This is a genomic window from Acinetobacter sp. YH12226, assembly GCF_013417805.1.
GTDB lineage: Bacteria > Pseudomonadota > Gammaproteobacteria > Pseudomonadales > Moraxellaceae > Acinetobacter.
On sequence record NZ_VPDG01000020.1, the window covers coordinates 1 to 18,667 of the forward strand.

An 18,667-nucleotide genomic window follows, 5' to 3' on the forward strand; every position below is an offset into this window, starting at 1 on the left:
GCCGAGTCGTAAAGCTCAGAAAGCTGTTATTGAACAAAGAAAGTTAAATCCTGTGCTTGACTCTTGTGGTTAAAAACAGGACATTTTAAATGGTTTATCGCATAGACATTTTAATTGGTGAATAACAGCCCTTGTAAGTCCAAAATAGAAATATCCGCTTTCAGACTCTGGCATTGATTATGCCACCTAACATTAAAAGTGACATTGGCCATACATTTTTAGCCAAATTATGCGTTGCCCAGATCCTCAGTATTAATCGGTAGAAAGTGTGCGTGATCTAGACTGCTCAAGCATAGATATTTGAGTACTTTCCGCCTGTAAAACTGGGTTAAGACGATTACTTTTCAATTTGATTTGCAAGCGCAGTTCATTATTGGAGTCCGTATTACGCTTAGCATATGGTGCATAAATTTACGCGCTTCATCGAGCAATTCGGTTGTATACATATCGAGATTCCTGAGATCATGACTGGTCAGCCGTGTAGAATCAGCTGAAGCAAGACCTCTAATAAATTATTGTTATTGTTTATTTTTTAATTTAATTATTTTTATTCAATTTATAAAATCGTTCTAATCATTATTTTTATTTTCAAACGCTGTGATGAGCTAGTTTAAGCATCTGGGAGATGCGCTGATCGGCTTCATCCGATTCTGTCTTTCCCCAATCAATTGAGGAAAGACATCATTCAGTTTTAAGCACTACGCTTCAAACCTTCGAGCCGTAGTGAGTCAGTCATATTTAACAATAGTTGTTCGGTTTTTGTCCAGCCCAGACATCCATCAGTTACAGACTGACCATAAGTCATTTGCTCAGAAATTTTCTGGTTGCCGTCAACAAGATGACTTTCTAGCATTACGCCACGAACATTGGTCTGTAAGCGTTCTGCCACGATCTGCTCCAATACTTCAGGCTGCAGCATCGGATTTTTTGAGCTATTGCCATGACTACAGTCAATCACCAATGCCGGTAAGTCGATCTGATGTTTGGCCCGGATTTTCTCAATTTCTGACAATTGGTAATTTGGTCCGCTATTCGAGCCACGTAAAATCAAATGTGCTTTAGGATTACCTTGCGAGTGTAAAATGCATGGTAAACCAGACTGGCTCATCCCCAGGAATTGATGAGGATGAGAGGCAGACTGAATGGCATCTAATGCAATCTGGATCGAACCGTCAGTACCATTTTTGAAACCGATGCTGTACGGCATATGGCTGGAAATTTCGCGATGAATTTGCGATTCGCTGGTACGTGCGCCAATCGCACCCCAAGCTAATAAGTCATCGAAATAAGCAGTTGCCATCGGGCTAAGAATTTCAGAGGCAATGGGCAGACCCATTTCAATGATTTTTAGGTATAAGTCACGAGATTTTTCCAAGCCCAATTGCATATTGGATGAACCATCCAGATTTGGATCGTAAAGGAAACCTTTCCAGCCTACGGTAGTCCGCGGTTTTTCGATATAAGCACGCATCACCAGGAAAATCTGATCAGATAGCTGTGACTGAAGCTGTTTTAATTTTTCTGCATAGTCTAGCGCCGAAGCTTCATCATGAATGGAACATGGGCCGGTGACCACCATCAAACGATGATCCTTGCCTTCTAATATATTTTGAATGATTTGACGATGTTCAGCGACTTGGCTGGCCAATTGCGGAGACAGTGGCAATTGCTGCTTAAGCTGCTGAGGTAAAATTAAAATGCTTTCAGCATGATGTTGTTGTGATGTATTTGGGGTATTCATGACTTTAATCCTGGGACTGGCAATCAGTCCAAACTTTTATTTGAGCGTTATGGGTCTAATCGAAAGTGTTGTGAGTGTCATTAGCTGACTAAAATAAGACCAATAAAAGTTGTTAAAATATGAATAGTTAAAGTTTGTCATGGCTGTCTCCAAAATATTTTAAAAAATGAAAGGCATAAAAAAACCTGATCAGGGTTGCCGATCAGGTATAAACTGGTGGGCAACCTTTTCATTGCCCAAACGCATTCAGGCAATTAGCTAAACTGCCAGAAATAAAAATATGCGTTTGAAATGATAGGTTGCTTTAACATGTTATGTCTTTCATAAAATGTGATTCTGAAATTAAAATACGCGCTCTGTGATCATTTGACAAGCATTAAATATAAAAAAATATTTATTAACTTTTCTACTTTTATTTATCGATTCATCAAAGCGTGATATATATCACTAAAAGTGGTAAAACCCACAAACTTATCGCGGGTTTTACCAAAGAAACTTCATTTTAATCCGAAGATTAAAAATTAACGTGAAACACGATTCCAGGCATCACGCACTGCAAATTTAGCCTGTTCCCAGTTTAAACGTGATTGACCTTTCATTTGTTCCCATTTCAATCTCAAATCAGGTTCTACGTCTTCAAAACGAGTATGGGCATCATAGCTGCCACGGTTTTCATAACCAACTCGATAGGCCGTATCATAATCACGGTCATAATCCAGATCGCTATAGGTGGTACGAGCATCTGAATAGTATGGCGTATTGATCGAATTATCACGCCAGTAAGCCTGTTCTTCTGTTGGATTTATAGCTTCGCCTACACCTTTACCTGCCAGACCGCCAACAACAGCACCGACTACACCACCGACAGCGACACCCACTGGACCGCCTGCAGCACCAATGGCTGCACCTGCCGCTGCGCCACCTGCAGCACCTACACCTGTACCCACAGGATGTGCGCCAGGCTCACCAGTAATTGGATCGGCATTTAAATCATCGCGGACATCTTTAGGCGCATTCTTAATTACATCACGATCAAAATTATCATTCGACATAGAGCTTATCCTTATTCTTTAAAATGGTTTTATCACGTATTTTCATACGTCCTATTTAATATAAGCATCTGGCATGTAATGACATTAGCAGGCGTGTGTTGTTTCAGTGACTCTCTGTGAGGCTTTCATGCACTAATGTATCCTGAATCAAGTAAAAGCCGCATAAAAAAGACCGGTTTAATACCGGTCTTTTTTAGATTAAAACAGCTTAGTCAAAATGAATGACTGTACGGATCGACTTGCCTTCATGCATTAGGTCAAAAGCTTCATTGATCTGACCTAATGGCATGGTATGTGTCACAAAAGGCTCAAGCTGAATTTCACCTTTCATGGATTGCTCTACCATTCCCGGTAATTGTGAACGACCTTTCACCCCACCAAACGCAGTACCCATCCATTTACGACCTGTGACTAACTGGAATGGACGGGTTGAAATTTCTTTACCTGCTCCGGCTACACCAATAATCACTGACTGACCCCAGCCACGGTGCGCACATTCTAGTGCTGAACGCATTACATCTACATTACCGATACATTCGAATGAATGGTCTACACCCCAACCAGTCATTTCGACAATCACTTGCTGAATCGGCTGATCATAGTCGTTTGGATTCAGGAAATCTGTCGCACCAAACTGTTTCGCCAGTTCAAATTTATCCGGATTGGTATCAATCACAATGATACGGCCGGCTTTGGCCTGACGTGCGCCTTGTACTACAGCAAGACCGATACCACCTAAACCAAATACTGCAACACTGTCACCTTCCTGAACTTTAGCGGTGTTATGTACTGCACCAATACCGGTAGTCACACCACAGCCCAGCAGGCAAACATGCTCATGGTTGGCTTCAGGATTAATTTTTGCCAGAGAAACTTCAGCAACCACGGTATATTCTGAAAAAGTTGAACAACCCATATAGTGATAGATCGGCTCGCCATTATAAGAGAAACGGGTCGTACCATCTGGCATGACACCTTTACCTTGCGTCGCCCGTACAGCAACACACAGGTTGGTCTTGCCTGATTTACAGAACAAGCATTCGCCACACTCAGCAGTATAAAGCGGAATCACGTGATCGCCCGGTTTCAGGCTGGTGACACCTTCACCGACTTCAACGACCACACCCGCACCTTCATGACCCAAGATTGCAGGAAATACACCTTCAGGATCTTCACCAGACAAGGTAAATGCATCGGTATGACACACGCCTGTATGGCTAATTTTTACCAGTACTTCACCTGCTTTTGGTGGAGCAACATCCACTTCTACAATTTCTAATGGCTAGCCTGGACCAAATGCAACTGCTGCACGTGATTTCATGTAAAACTGTCCTTTTTTTGCTGATTTACAGATGACTAACAGTAACCTCTTTCTATTCGGAGATTCAACTATTAACATCACAAGATAAGGAATAAAAGATCCTATAATTAATGGAACATCAATGACTAAACCTTCGCCTTTTGTATGTTTGAGCATTTTTACTTTTAGCATCATGCTTTCTGGCTGTGAACCGGCTCCCAACACTGCTGAAGAAGCGAAAATCACGCCAGTTCGACCTGCACACTGGATCGACAATCAACTTTCAAAACAGCAGATCAATAGCGGTAAAACGGCTTTTTTGCCGCTCTATGATGGCTTTATGAGTATGGCAGCGCGTCTGCACCTAATTAACAAAGCCAAATATCATCTGGATCTGCAATATTACATCTGGAAGGATGATTATATTGGCAATATGATCTTGTCTCAATTACTCAAAGCTGCCGATCGCGGTGTCAAAGTGCGGGTTCAGATTGATGATCAAAATGGCACCCAGCTTGATGACAAGCTTCTTGCTCTAAGCCAACATCCAAATTTTGAAGTCCGGATTTTTAATCCCTATAAATTTCGTCATTTACGTGCGCTGGATTATGGTTTCCGGATGAAAAAGGTTAATCATCGCATGCACAATAAATTAATCATTGCGGACGGAACTGCAGCCGTGACTGGTGGCCGGAATATCAGCAGTGAATATTTTGATGCCAGTGAAGATTTTCAATTCACCGATGTTGATATATTCTTCGCGGGGCAAAGCGTAACAGATGCCAATCAGACCTTTATTAACTTCTGGAATGATGATCTGAGTTATGATGTACGACAGGTGCTAAATGATGCCGGCCATCCTGAAATGCTCAAAAGGCTCAGAACTGAATTTGAACGTGAAGATGTTGATGAAACTGAACTCAAACGCCGGGTGGGCATTGCCGAGAAACAAGTCGAACAACACTTAAAAAAACAACCTATGCACTGGGCGGCAGCTTATTTTGTTGCGGATAGTCCCGCAAAAGCCCGTCCTCATGCCAAAAATGGCGATTATATTTATACCCATATGCTTGAATTAATGGGTGAGCCAAAAAAACATCTGGAACTAGTGTCCTCATATTTTATTCCCACGCAAAAAGGGGCCGACTATTTAACCCGCCGTGCGCAACAAGGTGTGAAAATCAGAATCCTGACCAACTCTTTTCAGGCCAATGATGTGGCTGCGGTGCATGCCTATTATCAGCAATATCGTCAGCAATTATTGAAAAGTGGCATCGAACTCTGGGAATTTAAACCCTACATTGTCCGTCCGGAACGGACCTGGTATGAAATTATGACTGGAGACATCATCCCGGCTAAAAACAAAAATAGCTCCAGTTTGCATGCCAAATTTTTTGATCTGGATGGCATGGTGTTTGTCGGTTCATTTAATTTTGATCCGCGTTCAGCCTATCTGAATACCGAAGTCGGTCTGGTCATTGAATCGGAAGATTTTCAGAAGGAAATCACCAGTGCGATGGATCAGTACTTACCACGCGTGGCTTATCAACTTAAACTGAACGAAAAAAATGAAATGATTTGGCTGGAACATCAAAAAGATGGCCGTAGTATTCAGCATTTACATGATCCGGAAACTACAAAATTCCAGCGTTTTATGATGAATCTGGTGACGAAATTTCCCGGTGAATGGTTAATGTAATGACATTAGAATGACCTCACAATTACGACGACATGAAAAGCCTGTATTTTGAGAATGACCGCTTAAATTAACTTAGTCCAATCATCGTTTAAAGGGTTTTACAGTCTATTGCGCTTACTTTAGAATTACATTTTTCTCGTATTTTGCGATTGTTCGCCCTCCACTCCCATGCAATTTTTTGATCTAAGCCGTCAGTTTAAGTTCAGTGATATTCTGACGCCTGTAAAAACCCTCCATGATTTATCCCAGCAAGAATGGTATTTGGCCAAAATTCGGGTGGAACATGACTGTCTGTCCGACTCCGATACGGTCGAGGGACAGGTAGTTTTGAAATCCAGTGAAAATATTCAACTTGAACTGGAATGGCTGATTCAGGATAGCGGTTATGAATTACAGGTTTTATTTAAAGGTGTAGAAACCGAAGCCACTGATGAGACCGGTATTATGTTGAAAGGTGCACAACTGGTCGATGAACAGCAGCAAGTACTTTCTGCCCAAGCGTTGAGCTTATGGATTGATGGCACTCTTTTGCCGATGTTGCCCGAGATCCGTCAGGAAATTAAAGCACGTTTAAATTTGTGGGATTATGTCGAATACGATGGCTAATCGCCGAATTTTGTATTTTTTAAAGAGCCCATGTGGCTCTTTTTTATAATCTGAGTGACGTTTTAGATTGATCAAACTGCCGTAGCTTCAGTTTTTTCAGGCAATGCCCAGCTAATTAAGTTATTATAAAATTTATAAAAAATAATAAGAGAATCAAGACATGATTTCTGATAGTGAATGGCAACAGATTCGCCAGGTGGTCGCTGATGCACAACGGGCCGCCATGCATTGCTCTATTGCAACAGTCAACCCCAAAGGCTTTCCTAGTATTACTCCGATCGGAACCGTATTCCTCAACAAAAAGACCAGTATCGGTTTCTTCTTTGATACTTATTCCACTACTTTTTCTGAGAATTTACAGCATCAGCCGATGGCATGCATACAGGCTGTGAACAGTAGCAAACTGTTTTGGTTTCATTCGTTACTTAAAGGTAAATTTAAGCGTTATCCAGGAGTACGCTTATATGCAGAAATTGGTCCTTTACGTCCGGCCTCGCTTGAGGAAATACGACAGGTGGAGTCGCGTATTCGAGCTTTAAAATGGACCAAAGGTAGTCAGTTAATCTGGTCCAGCTTTCATCATGTCCGGGAGATGAAGATCAATAGCTATCGCTGGATCGAATATCCAAATATGTGAATAAATAAGGTCAATAACTTACAAATAGTAAGTTTATTTCTTATCTATAGCCAAAAAGCTCTTTAACCATTTTTCATCTGATTATTGGATTAAATATTAAACCAGACCCACATGCTCAAACATTGTCCGGTAACTTTCGGCTTTTTTCTCCAGAGAAACCGGATATGCTCGAGAAGATGAAGGCATGCGATATAAATGCAGATCACGTCCGACAAAATAAGCCTGACTTGGTTGCCCAATACTCGGCTTTAGAGTCCCTTCAGGCATGGACAGCATCATGGTGTCTGTGGCCTTGTCGCCTGTGGTCATAATATGATTACACTGCGGCATTTGGCTGAGCAGTTGCTCAATATTGGTGGGTACTACTATTTCCAAAAATTTGTCTGAAGCATTGCCCTTTAAACGCCGGATCTGATAGCCACTATCAAAAATCGCAATCCCCGTTTCTGTTAAAAACTCCCGGATCAATTGTTCCTGAAATTTTTTATTGGGTAGATCTAAAAAGTAATCTTTATTTTCAAAGAAAATCAGTCCAAAAATCCGCCACATATCATTTTGATAGTTTGGATAATAAAAGTTCATTTTCCAGCGTGTGGCAGGTGGCGGAAAACTACCCAACATCAGTAATTTGGCATTGGGCGGTAAAAATGGCGGTAGCGGATGCGTTTCAATATCAGACATAGAATTAACTAAATTGAGAGATTTCAACTATTTTAGAAGGTCTTCCGAATCTTGCCAGCTACTTCTTGTCCCCAAAGTGTATAAACTTCCTTACTCGGATGAAAACCATCTGCAGCCATTTGTAAATTCATGGCACGATACTTCTCAATATCGTATTCAATCCATTGCATATTCACTTGCTGATTCACAAAATTTTCTAGTTGCTGGTTCATCTGTTTAGCATACTGGCCAAATAGCCAGGCTAAAGGATTCGGTAGCGCCGGAAACATATTCATTGGCGGCACACCGGCAGCAATGATCAGTTTCGGACTAAATTTTTGCTGAATTTTACTATAAAGCTGTTCCTACTTCTGAATCCAAACCTCGACAGGTATCAGTTTGGTCACATCATTGACGCCAACCGACGTGACGATTACATCATAGTGCTGGACTTCTATTTGGTCCAAAGCATGAATTACTTTTGAGCTGGTATCGCCTGTTTTGGCCTGTAATTTCCAGTCAATTTCAAAGTCATCTTTCAGTTCATGCAGAATTGCACCCAGTAATGCGTCATCCTGATGTTCTACTCCTACACCTGCTGCTGCCGAATCCCCTAAAATCAGCAGAGACAGTTTGTTGCCGGTTCCGGTTTGACCTTCACGTGCACCTTCAGGTTCCGGCAGTCTTAGGGTATTTTTCTTGACGCGATTACCCTGAATGACGAGTGCAGGAATCAAGGCAATGGTGGCGGCTTTCAGCAACATAGTGGGCTAATTTATATAAAGATATACTTGATTTTACCTGAGTTTATTCTTTTGAACTATTTCCTCAGCAATCATTTTAGATGAATGTTCACCTAAATTTGACTGAGATAGGATTCTTGCAAAATATAGGCTTATACATCTTGCCCTTGGGTAAATCACAAAGGATAAATATAAAAAAATCCCGCTTAAAAACGGGATTTTTATGACAATCAAAGCTTAGATTTTATAGTCATTCCAGCGATTCATACGCTTAAAGGTTCCCACATCATTAAAACGCACGCCCACTTCTTTCATTACTTTATGCGCCGTTTTAGACGTCAGTTGACGGATATAAAATGGCTCCTTGACTACAAAGTGATGAATCGCATGGGTCGAACCAAAATTACAGCAGAATAACTGGAACGGGACCATCCACCATGGATTGAGCACTTGGGTTTGTTTGATCACATCACGTGGATCAATATCGCCATAGTAATGCATATTTGAACTGACAAACTGCAAGCTAAAAGAACGGATAAAGTTCGGAATCACCCAGATGACTGCCAGCAGATTCACGATCGGCATCGTGTTGACAATACCTTGTGACCAGAGCATCTCATAACCAAATAGCGGTGCAATCGCATTTAAACCATGAAAAACCACAAACAGATAGCACAATCCATAGTAAATAATGCTGAGAGGTAAAAAGCCGAATAACTGAGAAATCATGGCAATTTTACGTTCTTTTTCAGGCTGTTTTTCCAGAAAAAGATGAATCATCTTAAACATCTGAAATGGACGCAGATACACTGACATCAACTGGTCACTAATGACCAGAATTCGGCGAATGCCCCAAGGCATACCATTACTGATGCCACGTTCTTCCAGGTCATGTTCAGTGCCTGAATATTTATGATGATGCAAATGTAAACGACGACGTGCCCACGGACTGATGGTGTTTGGACGTGCCAACCAGACCAGTGCTAACATCAAATGATGTGCCCAAGGTGTTTTTTTGAAATACATATAATGAATCAGGTCATGTTCCAATTCATGGGTCAATGACGCAAAAATCGCAATCAAGGGAATGGTAAACCATGCTGAGAGATAACCTGTTCCATATGCTACCGCGCATGCAATCATGCCTGCCCAGGCAAAGCCTAAAATACTCGCACCGATAAAGTTCTGATGTTTGAGTATGGGATAACGAGCACGCACCTCTTCCCCGGCCTGGGTAACGATACTTCTGACCTTGGAGATTCGCTGCTGGTCAGTCATATCCGCAGATGTAGACATATGGACAACCTTTAATTTCTGGACGGTTGTACATTAAAGGAAATTCTAAAAAAGAGAAGTTATCTTTCCACTTTTAGAGTGAGTATGTCTAAGTTTTGGACAGTTTGGAAAAGTTCTTAAAATTGGCGAAAATTAGGAAAAGTTAAAGAGGGTCTTTCTCATGAAACGAAAATTTAAAAGTAATTGATTTAATTGCAAATTCATCAATAAAATAAAAATATAATTTTTGATAATTTAAAACTTTATTTTAATAATCAATATATTAGGATTTATAAAATTTCGCTTTTTTGTAAATTCAAGCTATACATTTTTTAGAAAAAAATACTGATTCAGAAATTTTTCTCAGTTTGTCATAAAAAATAAAAAGAGAAGCGCTCTAGCTTCTCTTTTTATAGATCTAAGAGCGCTTTTAACCTAACTTGTTCACCAGTTTAAGTGGTAATACTTTCATGGCTAGACCGAGTGGCAACCAAGGCCATTTCGGCACATAAGCCTTAACTGGTGCTTTTTCAATTTCTGCTGCCAATAAACGCGAACCAGTTTTTTCATCTACTTCAAAAGGTAGCTTTTTTGCCCCTTCATTAATTTCAGTACGAATATATCCTGGGAAAATGGTGGTCACTTTTATTGGCGTATCGATCAATTCAGCTCGAATGCCTTCCGCTAAATGAGCCACGCCGGCCTTACTTGCACCATAAGCCGTTAAATGTTTTGGCATACCGCGCATTGCACTCATAGATGAAATCATCACCAGATGACCAGAGTTTTGTGCACGGAAGATTTCAACTGCAGCTTCACATTGTGCTAATGCCGAAATAAAGTTGGTTTCAACCGTGGCTTTATTGATAGCAAAATTACCTTTACCAATCCGGCGGCCCTCACCGACACCAGCATTCACAATAACTCGGTCAATGGTGCCAAAGTCTTCTTTAAAAGCACGAAACACTTCAAACACTTGATCGTAATCGGTGACATCTAGTGTTTTGGCAATGACTTTGATGCCATATTGGCTTTCCAGTTCCTGCTTTAAGATTTCCAGACGCTCCAAACGACGTGCACAAATCGCCAGGTTATAGCCTTTTTTCGCAAATTCACGTGCCATACCGGCGCCGATCCCTGAACTTGCACCGGTAATTAAAATTGTTTTAGCCATGTATTTACCCTATTCCTTTATTTTTCTAGCGTATTAGGTTTTCAATCTCATTTTAAATCCAGGTCAATAAGTCTGGACGCTGTGCTTTAATAAAATGATGTTCATTTAAACTGAGTAGTTGCGGTTCATTACCCACCAGACGTAGTGTCGTGATACTGGTATTGGTAATCGCCCAGTTCAGAGCAAAGGTTTTCTCCGGACTAAGGCCCAAAATTTTGCCTACAGCCACAGAAATCACCCCACCTGAGGTATAAACTACTGCATAGCGTGGTCGGCTTTTGGACAACTGGTCACACAGATTTTCTAAGCCGCTTTCCACGCGTGCTTTGAAACTTGGCCAAGATTCATCATATTCATGGTGATAATCATCGCCAGTCCAGCGTGCAATTGCACCGCTAAAAATCTTGCTCAGATAATCCCGTGGATTTTCATGTTCTGATACATCCTGTTTCAGCAATTCAGGCTGATTAAAGCGCGGCTCATAACGGGCGAATACCTGCTGATGATTAAATTCATTCCAAGCACTATCGGTCAGAATCTCACTTTCCGGAAAACATTTGTCCAGTGATAATTGCGCTGTCTGTTGATGGCGTTGCATGGAACCAGCCACCACATAAGGCACTTCTTTCAGGATTTCTTCAAAATAGCGACCCAAAAGCTTTGCCTGTAACTCGCCGTTGGGCGAAAGTTGATCGTAACTTTCTGCGCCAAAAGAGGCCTGGCCATGCCGGATCAAGTAAATGGTTGTCATTTTGGCATTATCTCTTTAAATTTAAGCACATACTTTTGTGCAATCTCATTGGCTTCCAGTTTTTGCTTGCCAATCAGTTTTAAGGCACGAATATGCAAGGCATGAATCACCACCCAAAAATCCTTGAACGCTGGATTATTAGTCTGTTTATGGTAATAACGATAATAGATCTGCTGGGCAATCACCGCGAGACGGAAAATTCCGAACACCTCATAAAACGCCCAGTTTTCCGGTTGCAGGCCGGTTTTTCCCAAGTAGTAATCCACCACTTCTTTACGGGTAAACATACCTTTTAGATTGGTCGGCTGGCGGCGTGTTGCCTTAAAGATGGCATTGTCAGTATCTTCCACCCAATAGGCTAAAGCAGAACCTAGGTCCATGAGCGGATCGCCGAGTGTCGCCATTTCCCAGTCCAGTACGCCAATCACTTCAGTCGGATTTTCCGGATTTAAGATGACATTATCAAAACGCCAGTCATTATGAATCACACAGGTTTTAGAATCTGAAGGAATATTATCTTTAAGCCAGTTGCGCACATATTTAAACGATGGAACATTTAAAGTTTTAGCCTTTTCATAACGTACATCCCAGCCTTCGACCTGACGGCGACAATAGCCTTCACCCTTACCGAGATTTTCAAGTTCGGTCCCTTGATAAGGAACCTGATGCAATTCGATCAATTTATCAATCACATTGATACATAAAGTCCGGATGTCGGATTCAGTGAGTTGCAGCTCAGGTGGCATTTTGGCACGAGGGATAATTCCTTCCAGACGTTTCATCACATAGAAATCACAACCAATCACTGATTTATCCTGACAAAGTGCGACCATTACAGGCACGACTGGATAGTGTTCAGCCAAGGCTTTCTGCACATGATATTCACGTGCCATGTCATGTGCAGATTTGGCTTTGGTACCTTGTGGCGGACGACGTAAAATTAAATCGGCATTGGCATACTGTAAACGGTAGGTCCAGTTTGAAGCTCCGCCTGAATATTGGGTCACTTGCACAGAGCCTTCAACATTCACATTTTGCTGAATTAACCAATTGGTGATGGCTTGTACGTCCAGTTCTTCACCTGAACGAACTGCTCCACCTACATCAATAACCGCCATAATTTTTCCTTAAAGTCTTTTAATACGTTGCAATCTTCTATTTAAGCCAGTTTATTTTTTGTGGCGTGTACTATAGCCACGTTTCGCCAGTTCCAGTTTGGCAATCATGCCCTTATGTACTTCATCCGGGCCATCGGCCAAACGTAAGGCACGTGCCTGAGCAAAGAATCCAGTCAGTGGCGTATCACGAGAGACACCTGCACCGCCGTGGATCTGGATGGCCATATCGACCACTTTTTCTAGTACACTTGGCGCAACGACTTTAATTGCAGAAATTTCAGTCAGTGCCGCCATATTCCCTAAAGTATCCATTTTATAGGCGGCATACAAGGTCAAAAGACGTGCCTGATCAATCGCAACCCGTGCTTCAGCGACACGTTCCAGATTGCCGCCAAGTTTTAAAATCTCTTTGCCAAATGCTGTCCGGCTCATGCCACGGTCAATCATCAACTCTAAGGATTTTTCCGCAGCACCAATACAGCGCATGCAATGATGAATACGGCCTGGTCCTAAACGACCTTGGGCAATTTCAAAGCCCTGACCGGCGCCACCAATAAAATTCGCTACCGGAACGCGGACATTTTCAAAGCTGACTTCACCATGGCCATGTGGTGCATCGTAGTCACCAAACACTGGCAGCATACGTTCAATTTTTACCCCTGCGGTATCTACTGGAACTAAAACCATCGAATGCTGATGATGACGGTCTTTTGTTTCATCTGGAGTATGTGCCATAAAAATAATGATTTTGGCATTTGGATCGCCCATACCTGATGACCACCATTTACGACCATTGAGAATAATCTCATCACCTTCCACCATCGCCGTTGCCTGCATATTGGTAGCATCACTGGATGCAACTGCAGGTTCAGTCATACAAAAGACCGAACGGATTTTTCCTTCTAATAGTGGCTTCAGCCATTGCTGTTTTTGTTCTTCAGAACCATAACGCCACAATACTTCCATATTGCCGCTGTCTGGTGCATTACAGTTAAATACAGTTGGCGCAATCAGGCTACGACCGGAAAGTTCTGCGATATGTGCATATTCCTGAACTGATAAACCCTGGCCAAGTTCTGGACAAGGGAGAAACATATTCCAAAGGCCGGCTGCCTTGGCTTTGGCTTTTAAGCTTTCCAGTTCTGCTGGCCATTGCCATTTGGTCCAGTCACCGCCTTGATTCAACTCATGAACCTTCTGCCAGAAATCAGCTTCAACCGGTTCAATTTCATCAGCAATAAATTTTTTGGTTCTATTTAAATAATCCTGTGCACGTGCTGAAAGTTCAAACATCTCTGTATCCTTCTAAATATTCTAATTCATACGCTTTACAACACCTTAACCCAAAACCTATTATGAATAAAATGATTTTACCCCATACATTATTATGCATAATATTCATTCCAAAACAGTTATGGATCTGCGAAATTTTCATCGTATCGACATTAACCTTTATCCACTTTTTATGGCAATTTATGAGCAGAACAGTATTTCTAAAGCTGCACAGATTTTATCAGTTAGCCAGTCTGCTGCCAGTCATGCTCTGCAACGTTTAAGACAGCATTTACAAGATGATTTATTTGTACGTACTGGTAGCAAAATGCAACCTACGCCGTTTGCGGAACAGATCTATCCTGAGCTGAAGAATGCACTTTTTGCGATTCAAAATATTTCAATACAGCATCAGCACTTCAGACCGGAAATGATTCAGAGTTTGAAAATTGCCGTTCATGATGAAATTGAGCCGATGATTTTTCCCAGACTGGTTCAGCACTTTCAGCAACTCAATCTAGAAATTCAGCTAAGCAGCATGAAACTGGACCGTAAAAATATAGCAGCAGACCTCGCCTCCCAACAGATCGATTTTGTCATAGATCTGGAACAAAACATTGCTGACAAAATCCAGTTTGAACGCCTGGTGCAAGATGAATTTGTAGTGTGTACACAATTAACAGAAATGAATGAGCAGATTTATCTTGCCTCGCCTCATATTGGCGTGTCATCACGCCGTACTGGTGTTTTGGTTGAAGATATTTATTTAAGTCGGAAACAATATTCACGACAGATTTTTTTACGCTGTCAGCATTACTCAACTGCTCTGCAAATTCTGGAGCAGCAAAAGACAGCCATGCTGACTATTCCTAAAAATGTATTGACGCATTTACAATTGGCTACCAGTCTAAATATTTTTGAAGTCCCTGTGGAACTGCCGAAAATTAATATGGGGATGTATTGGCATAAGGATTTGCAAGAGAATAAAAGACATCAATTTTTGAGAAGTGAAATTTATAAAATTTTTGCTTAGGCTATTTATAAAGGAATGCAAGTTTACTTAGGCTATTTTTATATAAGTTTAGATGGTTGCATCTTCATCTTTTCAGTAGAAAAATATACTTAGGCTATTTTAGCTGGTACAAAACTAAACACTGAGTGATTAGCTTTTAAGCCGTAGATCTACTGGCTTTGCTCTAAAATGGCTCGACTTTTAGCTGTGATTTTACAGCTGGTTTTGCTGATTTGGATCTTGCCTTTGTTAAATCTCTCCATCACCTGGCAAATTGTGCTGGGCCTCGTACTGCTGTGTTTTTCTTATTATCTGCTGCATAAAATTACAGTTTATTTAAAAGATGTTTTCCGCCCCTTTAAGAAAGGCAAAAAATACTGGTGCCGTGTAAAAGCCGTAAGTGATGGTGATACCCTCACCTGCTACCGTTTTAATATCCGTCGCTCTGAAACCAAATTGCGCTTTGCTTTTGTCGATGCCCCCGAATCATCGCAAGCATATGGCAAAGAATCGCAGCATCTGGTCAAAAGCATGGTGAATAATAAAATGGTTCGGGTCAAGATAACCGACATTGACCGTTATGGCCGCTGTGTCGGTGTGGTCTACCGCTATCGCAAAAATATCAATGAAGAGATTGTCAAACGTGGTGCAGCGTGGGTCTATGAAGAATATATCAAGGATAAAAACCATTTACGCTATATGATGGAACTGCAAAATAAAGCCAAGAAACAGAAAAAAGGCCTTTGGAAAAGTAGCCGTCCTGTACGTCCAAGTGTTTATCGTAAACAGGTAAAATCGTAAATTTGGTTTTATCAAAGATAAATTGCAAATAATAAAAAGTGATCAGGACATTCAGATCACTTTTTTCATTTTTTTAGTTTTACCGATTTAATAAGCCAAATGCACCAGAAAGCGGAATGCGCCGGCAATCAGGGCTAGCGTTAAAAATCCTGCCAGCCATAATCCTACAAACCATAATGCCTGTTTGCCTTTCATGACCACTCCTTAATGATAGCCATCATCGCCGACCCTGACCTTATGCCGGAACACCCAATAGGACATACCGGTATAAATCACAATAATTGGAATCAGGATCAAGGCACCAATCAAGGCAAATAACTGACTATTTTCATGCGCTGCTGCCTGCCAGATAGTCACGCTTGGCGGAATAATATATGGCCATAGACTGATCAAGAATCCGGTATAGGCGAGGAAAACCAGAACCAGCATATAGGTAAATGGACCTAATTCACTGCGTCTCTTACAGGCACGCAAAGCCAGCCAGGTAAACAGCAGAACCAGAATTGGAACTGGCATAAAATAGGTAAATTGTGGCTGACTAAACCAGCGTTCGGCAATCTGTGGATGAGTCAACGGCGTATAAATACTGACAGCACCCAATATGATCAGCAAGGCAATAATCAGCTTAGGCATCAGTTTAAACATTCGATCCTGTAAATCATCTCCGGTTTTATAGATCAGCCAACCACAGCCTAATGCCGCATAGAGCACCACCACACTGATTCCGGTGAAAATACTGAAGGGAGTGAGCCAGTCCAGACCTCCACCAACATAGACACCATTTCGAGTTTCAATGCCCTGAATATAAGCGCCTAAAATCATCCCTTGCAGGAAACTGGTGATCGCAGAACCACCAATAAAGGCTTTATCCCACCAATGCTTACTCCGGTTTGCCTTGAAGCGGAACTCAAAAGCTACTCCCCGGAAAATCAAGGCAATCACCATCAGGATAATTGGCATATACAGTGCCGAGAGTACGGTCGAGTAAGCGAGCGGGAAAGCTGCAAATAACCCTGCACCGCCCAAAACCATCCAGGTTTCATTGCCATCCCAGACCGGAGCCACGGTATTCATCATGACATCGCGTTCATCCTGATGCGGAAAGAAAGGAAACAAGATGCCGATGCCCAGATCGAAACCATCGAGAATGGTATAAATCAATACACCCAAACCAATAATCACAATCCAGATTAATGATAAATCAATCATTTTTTATCCTCCTGATCCGGTTGTTCAGGAACTTCTTCGATACGTTCGCGAATACTACTTAATGGCCGGCGTGAAGCCTGCACTACATCGCTATCTGATTCATGATCTGGTCGGGTATGAATAAAATCCGGACCTTTGTGCATCAGGCGCAACATGTAGTAAATTCCGATACCAAATACCACACAGTAGACGACTACAAAAATAATCAGGGTGAGTCCTACCTGTTCAGCGGAAACCGGTGACAATGCATCCTTGGTTCGCATGATGCCGTAGACTACCCAAGGCTGACGGCCAACTTCTGTGGTAAACCATCCCGCAAGCATGGCAATAAATCCGGAAGGTCCCATAATCAAGGCAAACCGGTGTAATGCACGGGACTCATAAAAGCGGCCTCGGGTACGTGCCCACGCTCCCCATAACGCCAGTAACAGCATCAGCACGCCCAGTCCAACCATAATCCGGAAGCTCCAGAACACCACCAGTGAATTCGGCCTGTCTTCAGGCGCAAAGTCTTTAAGCCCCGTAACCTTGCCATCCATCGAGTGGGTTAGAATCAGGCTACCCAAGTTGGGAATTCCGATTGCATATTTGGTTTCTTCGGCCTCCATATCTGGAATACCAAAGAGATATAAGGGCATGCCTTCATCATGATTGGTTTCCCAGTGCCCTTCCATTGCCGCCAGTTTTGCTGGCTGATGCTCAAGGGTATTAATACCGTGCATATCACCGACGATGACCTGCAAAGGTGCTAGTACTAGAAGCAGCCACATCGCCATGGAAAATGAGGTCTTGACCAGTGCATCACGACGGCCTTTGATCAGATGCCATGCGGCTGTAGCAGCGACCAGTAAGGCGGAAACCAGAAAGGCAGCCATGGCCATATGGGCCAGACGATAAGGGAAAGATGGGTTAAACACGATGGCAAGCCAGTCTTGCGGAACAATCAGGCCATTTTCAATCGCAAAGCCTTGTGGGGTCTGCATCCAGCTATTGGAGGATAAAATCCAGAACATGGAAATACAGGTGCCTATCGCAACCATCAAGGTCGAGAAAAAGTGCGCCTTTGGTCCTACTCGTCCCCAGCCAAATAACATGATGCCCAGAAAGCCCGCTTCCAGAAAGAAAGCGGTGAGTACTTCATAGGCCAATAAAGGTCCAGTCACGCTGCCTGCCACCCGGGAAAACTCACTCCAGTTGGTTCCAAACTGGTAGCTCATGACCACACCAGAGACGACACCCATCCCGAATGCCACAGCGAAAATTTTCACCCAGAATTTGAATAGATCCTGAAAAATCGGATTTTGGGTTTTGAGCCAGCGCCATTCCAGAATGGCCAGAAAGCTGGCCAAGCCAATAGAAATTGCCGGAAAAATGATATGAAAAGATACAGTAAAGGCGAACTGTATTCGTGCTAACTCTAATGCAGTTAAACCCAGAGTCATAAGCTTCACCTATGCATTGTTATTTGGCATCTTTGCCCTTCAATTTTTAAGTCATGAATTTTTCTAGTGACATGGCTAGCTTAGGCGTGGCTGTTATAAAAAGTATGTAGTCTTTTGTTGATTATTTTTTAATCAGGTTAAACTATGTAACTCTTGCTGATAAAGAAAATATTAC

General features: G+C 42.1%; 17 protein-coding genes and 1 pseudogene. 5 read left to right on the top strand and 13 right to left on the bottom strand.

From position 1 onward, the window contains the following. Window positions 1-691: 691 nt before the first annotated feature. From FTV08_RS13820 to FTV08_RS13830, 3 genes are all read right to left on the bottom strand, one after another. On the bottom strand, window positions 692-1,741 hold the full coding sequence (locus tag FTV08_RS13820) for a 3-deoxy-7-phosphoheptulonate synthase (RefSeq protein ID WP_180087526.1): 1,050 nt from the start codon (window positions 1,739-1,741) through the stop codon (window positions 692-694). Window positions 1,742-2,262: 521 nt separating this feature from the next. After that, the gene (locus FTV08_RS13825; protein WP_005106843.1) at window positions 2,263-2,793 is read right to left on the bottom strand and encodes a hypothetical protein; all 531 of its coding nucleotides are present in this window, start codon (window positions 2,791-2,793) and stop codon (window positions 2,263-2,265) included. A gap of 208 nt (window positions 2,794-3,001) precedes the next feature. Continuing rightward, window positions 3,002-4,066, bottom strand: coding sequence for an S-(hydroxymethyl)glutathione dehydrogenase/class III alcohol dehydrogenase (locus FTV08_RS13830; RefSeq protein WP_311771907.1), 1,065 nt, complete (start codon window positions 4,064-4,066; stop codon window positions 3,002-3,004). Between the two features lie 169 nt (window positions 4,067-4,235). Here FTV08_RS13830 and FTV08_RS13835 point away from each other — a divergent pair, with 169 nt between their 5' ends. The 3 genes from FTV08_RS13835 (at window position 4,236) to FTV08_RS13845 (ending at window position 7,035) form a co-directional block, all read left to right on the top strand. Further along, window positions 4,236-5,792: a phospholipase D family protein gene (locus tag FTV08_RS13835; protein ID WP_180087527.1), complete on the top strand. Its 1,557-nt coding sequence runs from the start codon at window positions 4,236-4,238 to the stop codon at window positions 5,790-5,792. 168 nt (window positions 5,793-5,960) lie between these two features. Beyond that, window positions 5,961-6,398, top strand: a complete 438-nt coding sequence (locus tag FTV08_RS13840; protein ID WP_180087528.1) for a hypothetical protein — start codon at window positions 5,961-5,963, stop codon at window positions 6,396-6,398. A 160-nt stretch (window positions 6,399-6,558) separates the two neighbouring features. Continuing rightward, the gene (locus FTV08_RS13845; protein ID WP_180087529.1) at window positions 6,559-7,035 is read left to right on the top strand and encodes a pyridoxamine 5'-phosphate oxidase family protein; all 477 of its coding nucleotides are present in this window, start codon (window positions 6,559-6,561) and stop codon (window positions 7,033-7,035) included. Window positions 7,036-7,131: 96 nt separating this feature from the next. On the opposite strand, the gene FTV08_RS13850 is transcribed toward FTV08_RS13845, so the two are convergent. From FTV08_RS13850 to FTV08_RS13880, 7 genes and pseudogenes are all read right to left on the bottom strand, one after another. Further along, window positions 7,132-7,716, bottom strand: a complete 585-nt coding sequence (locus tag FTV08_RS13850) for a uracil-DNA glycosylase family protein (RefSeq protein WP_180087530.1) — start codon at window positions 7,714-7,716, stop codon at window positions 7,132-7,134. 32 nt (window positions 7,717-7,748) lie between these two features. Further along, window positions 7,749-8,459: pseudogene (locus FTV08_RS13855) on the bottom strand (SGNH/GDSL hydrolase family protein). 216 nt (window positions 8,460-8,675) lie between these two features. Next, window positions 8,676-9,734: a fatty acid desaturase gene (locus FTV08_RS13860; protein WP_005100136.1), complete on the bottom strand. Its 1,059-nt coding sequence runs from the start codon at window positions 9,732-9,734 to the stop codon at window positions 8,676-8,678. 409 nt (window positions 9,735-10,143) lie between these two features. Then, window positions 10,144-10,887 (bottom strand): SDR family oxidoreductase, encoded by a 744-nt coding sequence (locus tag FTV08_RS13865; RefSeq protein ID WP_004280440.1) that lies wholly within the window; start codon window positions 10,885-10,887, stop codon window positions 10,144-10,146. A gap of 52 nt (window positions 10,888-10,939) precedes the next feature. Beyond that, window positions 10,940-11,638, bottom strand: coding sequence for a histidine phosphatase family protein (locus FTV08_RS13870; protein ID WP_180087531.1), 699 nt, complete (start codon window positions 11,636-11,638; stop codon window positions 10,940-10,942). Next, complete coding sequence (locus tag FTV08_RS13875; RefSeq protein ID WP_180087532.1) at window positions 11,635-12,756, bottom strand: phosphotransferase family protein; 1,122 nt, start codon at window positions 12,754-12,756, stop codon at window positions 11,635-11,637. Before FTV08_RS13875 ends, FTV08_RS13870 begins: the two co-directional genes overlap by 4 nt. Before the next feature lie 51 nt (window positions 12,757-12,807). Then, window positions 12,808-14,049 carry an acyl-CoA dehydrogenase family protein gene (locus FTV08_RS13880; RefSeq protein WP_180087533.1) on the bottom strand — a complete coding sequence of 414 codons (1,242 nt, stop codon included), beginning with the start codon at window positions 14,047-14,049 and terminating at the stop codon, window positions 12,808-12,810. A 94-nt stretch (window positions 14,050-14,143) separates the two neighbouring features. Here FTV08_RS13880 and FTV08_RS13885 point away from each other — a divergent pair, with 94 nt between their 5' ends. Together FTV08_RS13885 and FTV08_RS13890 are read left to right on the top strand one after the other, a co-directional pair. Next, window positions 14,144-15,061, top strand: a complete 918-nt coding sequence (locus FTV08_RS13885; protein WP_180087534.1) for a LysR family transcriptional regulator — start codon at window positions 14,144-14,146, stop codon at window positions 15,059-15,061. A gap of 168 nt (window positions 15,062-15,229) precedes the next feature. Then, window positions 15,230-15,841 carry a thermonuclease family protein gene (locus tag FTV08_RS13890; protein WP_180087535.1) on the top strand — a complete coding sequence of 204 codons (612 nt, stop codon included), beginning with the start codon at window positions 15,230-15,232 and terminating at the stop codon, window positions 15,839-15,841. An 87-nt stretch (window positions 15,842-15,928) separates the two neighbouring features. On the opposite strand, the gene FTV08_RS13895 is transcribed toward FTV08_RS13890, so the two are convergent. The 3 genes from FTV08_RS13895 to FTV08_RS13905 are packed head-to-tail and all read right to left on the bottom strand — an operon-like array spanning window position 15,929 to window position 18,492. Next, window positions 15,929-16,036 carry a hypothetical protein gene (locus tag FTV08_RS13895; RefSeq protein ID WP_004647088.1) on the bottom strand — a complete coding sequence of 36 codons (108 nt, stop codon included), beginning with the start codon at window positions 16,034-16,036 and terminating at the stop codon, window positions 15,929-15,931. 9 nt (window positions 16,037-16,045) lie between these two features. Next, a complete protein-coding gene (gene cydB / locus FTV08_RS13900; protein ID WP_044108336.1) occupies window positions 16,046-17,050 on the bottom strand; it encodes a cytochrome d ubiquinol oxidase subunit II in 1,005 nt (334 codons plus the stop codon). After that, the gene (locus tag FTV08_RS13905; protein ID WP_004647090.1) at window positions 17,047-18,492 is read right to left on the bottom strand and encodes a cytochrome ubiquinol oxidase subunit I; all 1,446 of its coding nucleotides are present in this window, start codon (window positions 18,490-18,492) and stop codon (window positions 17,047-17,049) included. Before FTV08_RS13905 ends, cydB begins: the two co-directional genes overlap by 4 nt. Window positions 18,493-18,667: the final 175 nt, after the last annotated feature.

Bases quoted from the DNA above. Each gene is read 5' to 3' on its own strand.
- FTV08_RS13890 (WP_180087535.1), top strand. From the start codon at position 15,230: ATGGCTCGACTTTTAGCTGTGATTTTACAGCTGGTTTTGCTGATTTGG.
- FTV08_RS13850 (WP_180087530.1), bottom strand. From the start codon at position 7,716: ATGTCTGATATTGAAACGCATCCGCTACCGCCATTTTTACCGCCCAAT.
- FTV08_RS13840 (WP_180087528.1), top strand. From the start codon at position 5,961: ATGCAATTTTTTGATCTAAGCCGTCAGTTTAAGTTCAGTGATATTCTG.
- FTV08_RS13895 (WP_004647088.1), bottom strand. From the start codon at position 16,036: ATGAAAGGCAAACAGGCATTATGGTTTGTAGGATTATGGCTGGCAGGA.
- FTV08_RS13885 (WP_180087534.1), top strand. From the start codon at position 14,144: ATGCATAATATTCATTCCAAAACAGTTATGGATCTGCGAAATTTTCAT.
- FTV08_RS13865 (WP_004280440.1), bottom strand. From the start codon at position 10,887: ATGGCTAAAACAATTTTAATTACCGGTGCAAGTTCAGGGATCGGCGCC.
- FTV08_RS13825 (WP_005106843.1), bottom strand. From the start codon at position 2,793: ATGTCGAATGATAATTTTGATCGTGATGTAATTAAGAATGCGCCTAAA.
- FTV08_RS13905 (WP_004647090.1), bottom strand. From the start codon at position 18,492: ATGACTCTGGGTTTAACTGCATTAGAGTTAGCACGAATACAGTTCGCC.
- FTV08_RS13820 (WP_180087526.1), bottom strand. From the start codon at position 1,741: ATGAATACCCCAAATACATCACAACAACATCATGCTGAAAGCATTTTA.
- cydB (WP_044108336.1), bottom strand. From the start codon at position 17,050: ATGATTGATTTATCATTAATCTGGATTGTGATTATTGGTTTGGGTGTA.
- FTV08_RS13860 (WP_005100136.1), bottom strand. From the start codon at position 9,734: ATGTCTACATCTGCGGATATGACTGACCAGCAGCGAATCTCCAAGGTC.
- FTV08_RS13870 (WP_180087531.1), bottom strand. From the start codon at position 11,638: ATGACAACCATTTACTTGATCCGGCATGGCCAGGCCTCTTTTGGCGCA.
- FTV08_RS13875 (WP_180087532.1), bottom strand. From the start codon at position 12,756: ATGGCGGTTATTGATGTAGGTGGAGCAGTTCGTTCAGGTGAAGAACTG.
- FTV08_RS13845 (WP_180087529.1), top strand. From the start codon at position 6,559: ATGATTTCTGATAGTGAATGGCAACAGATTCGCCAGGTGGTCGCTGAT.
- FTV08_RS13835 (WP_180087527.1), top strand. From the start codon at position 4,236: ATGACTAAACCTTCGCCTTTTGTATGTTTGAGCATTTTTACTTTTAGC.
- FTV08_RS13880 (WP_180087533.1), bottom strand. From the start codon at position 14,049: ATGTTTGAACTTTCAGCACGTGCACAGGATTATTTAAATAGAACCAAA.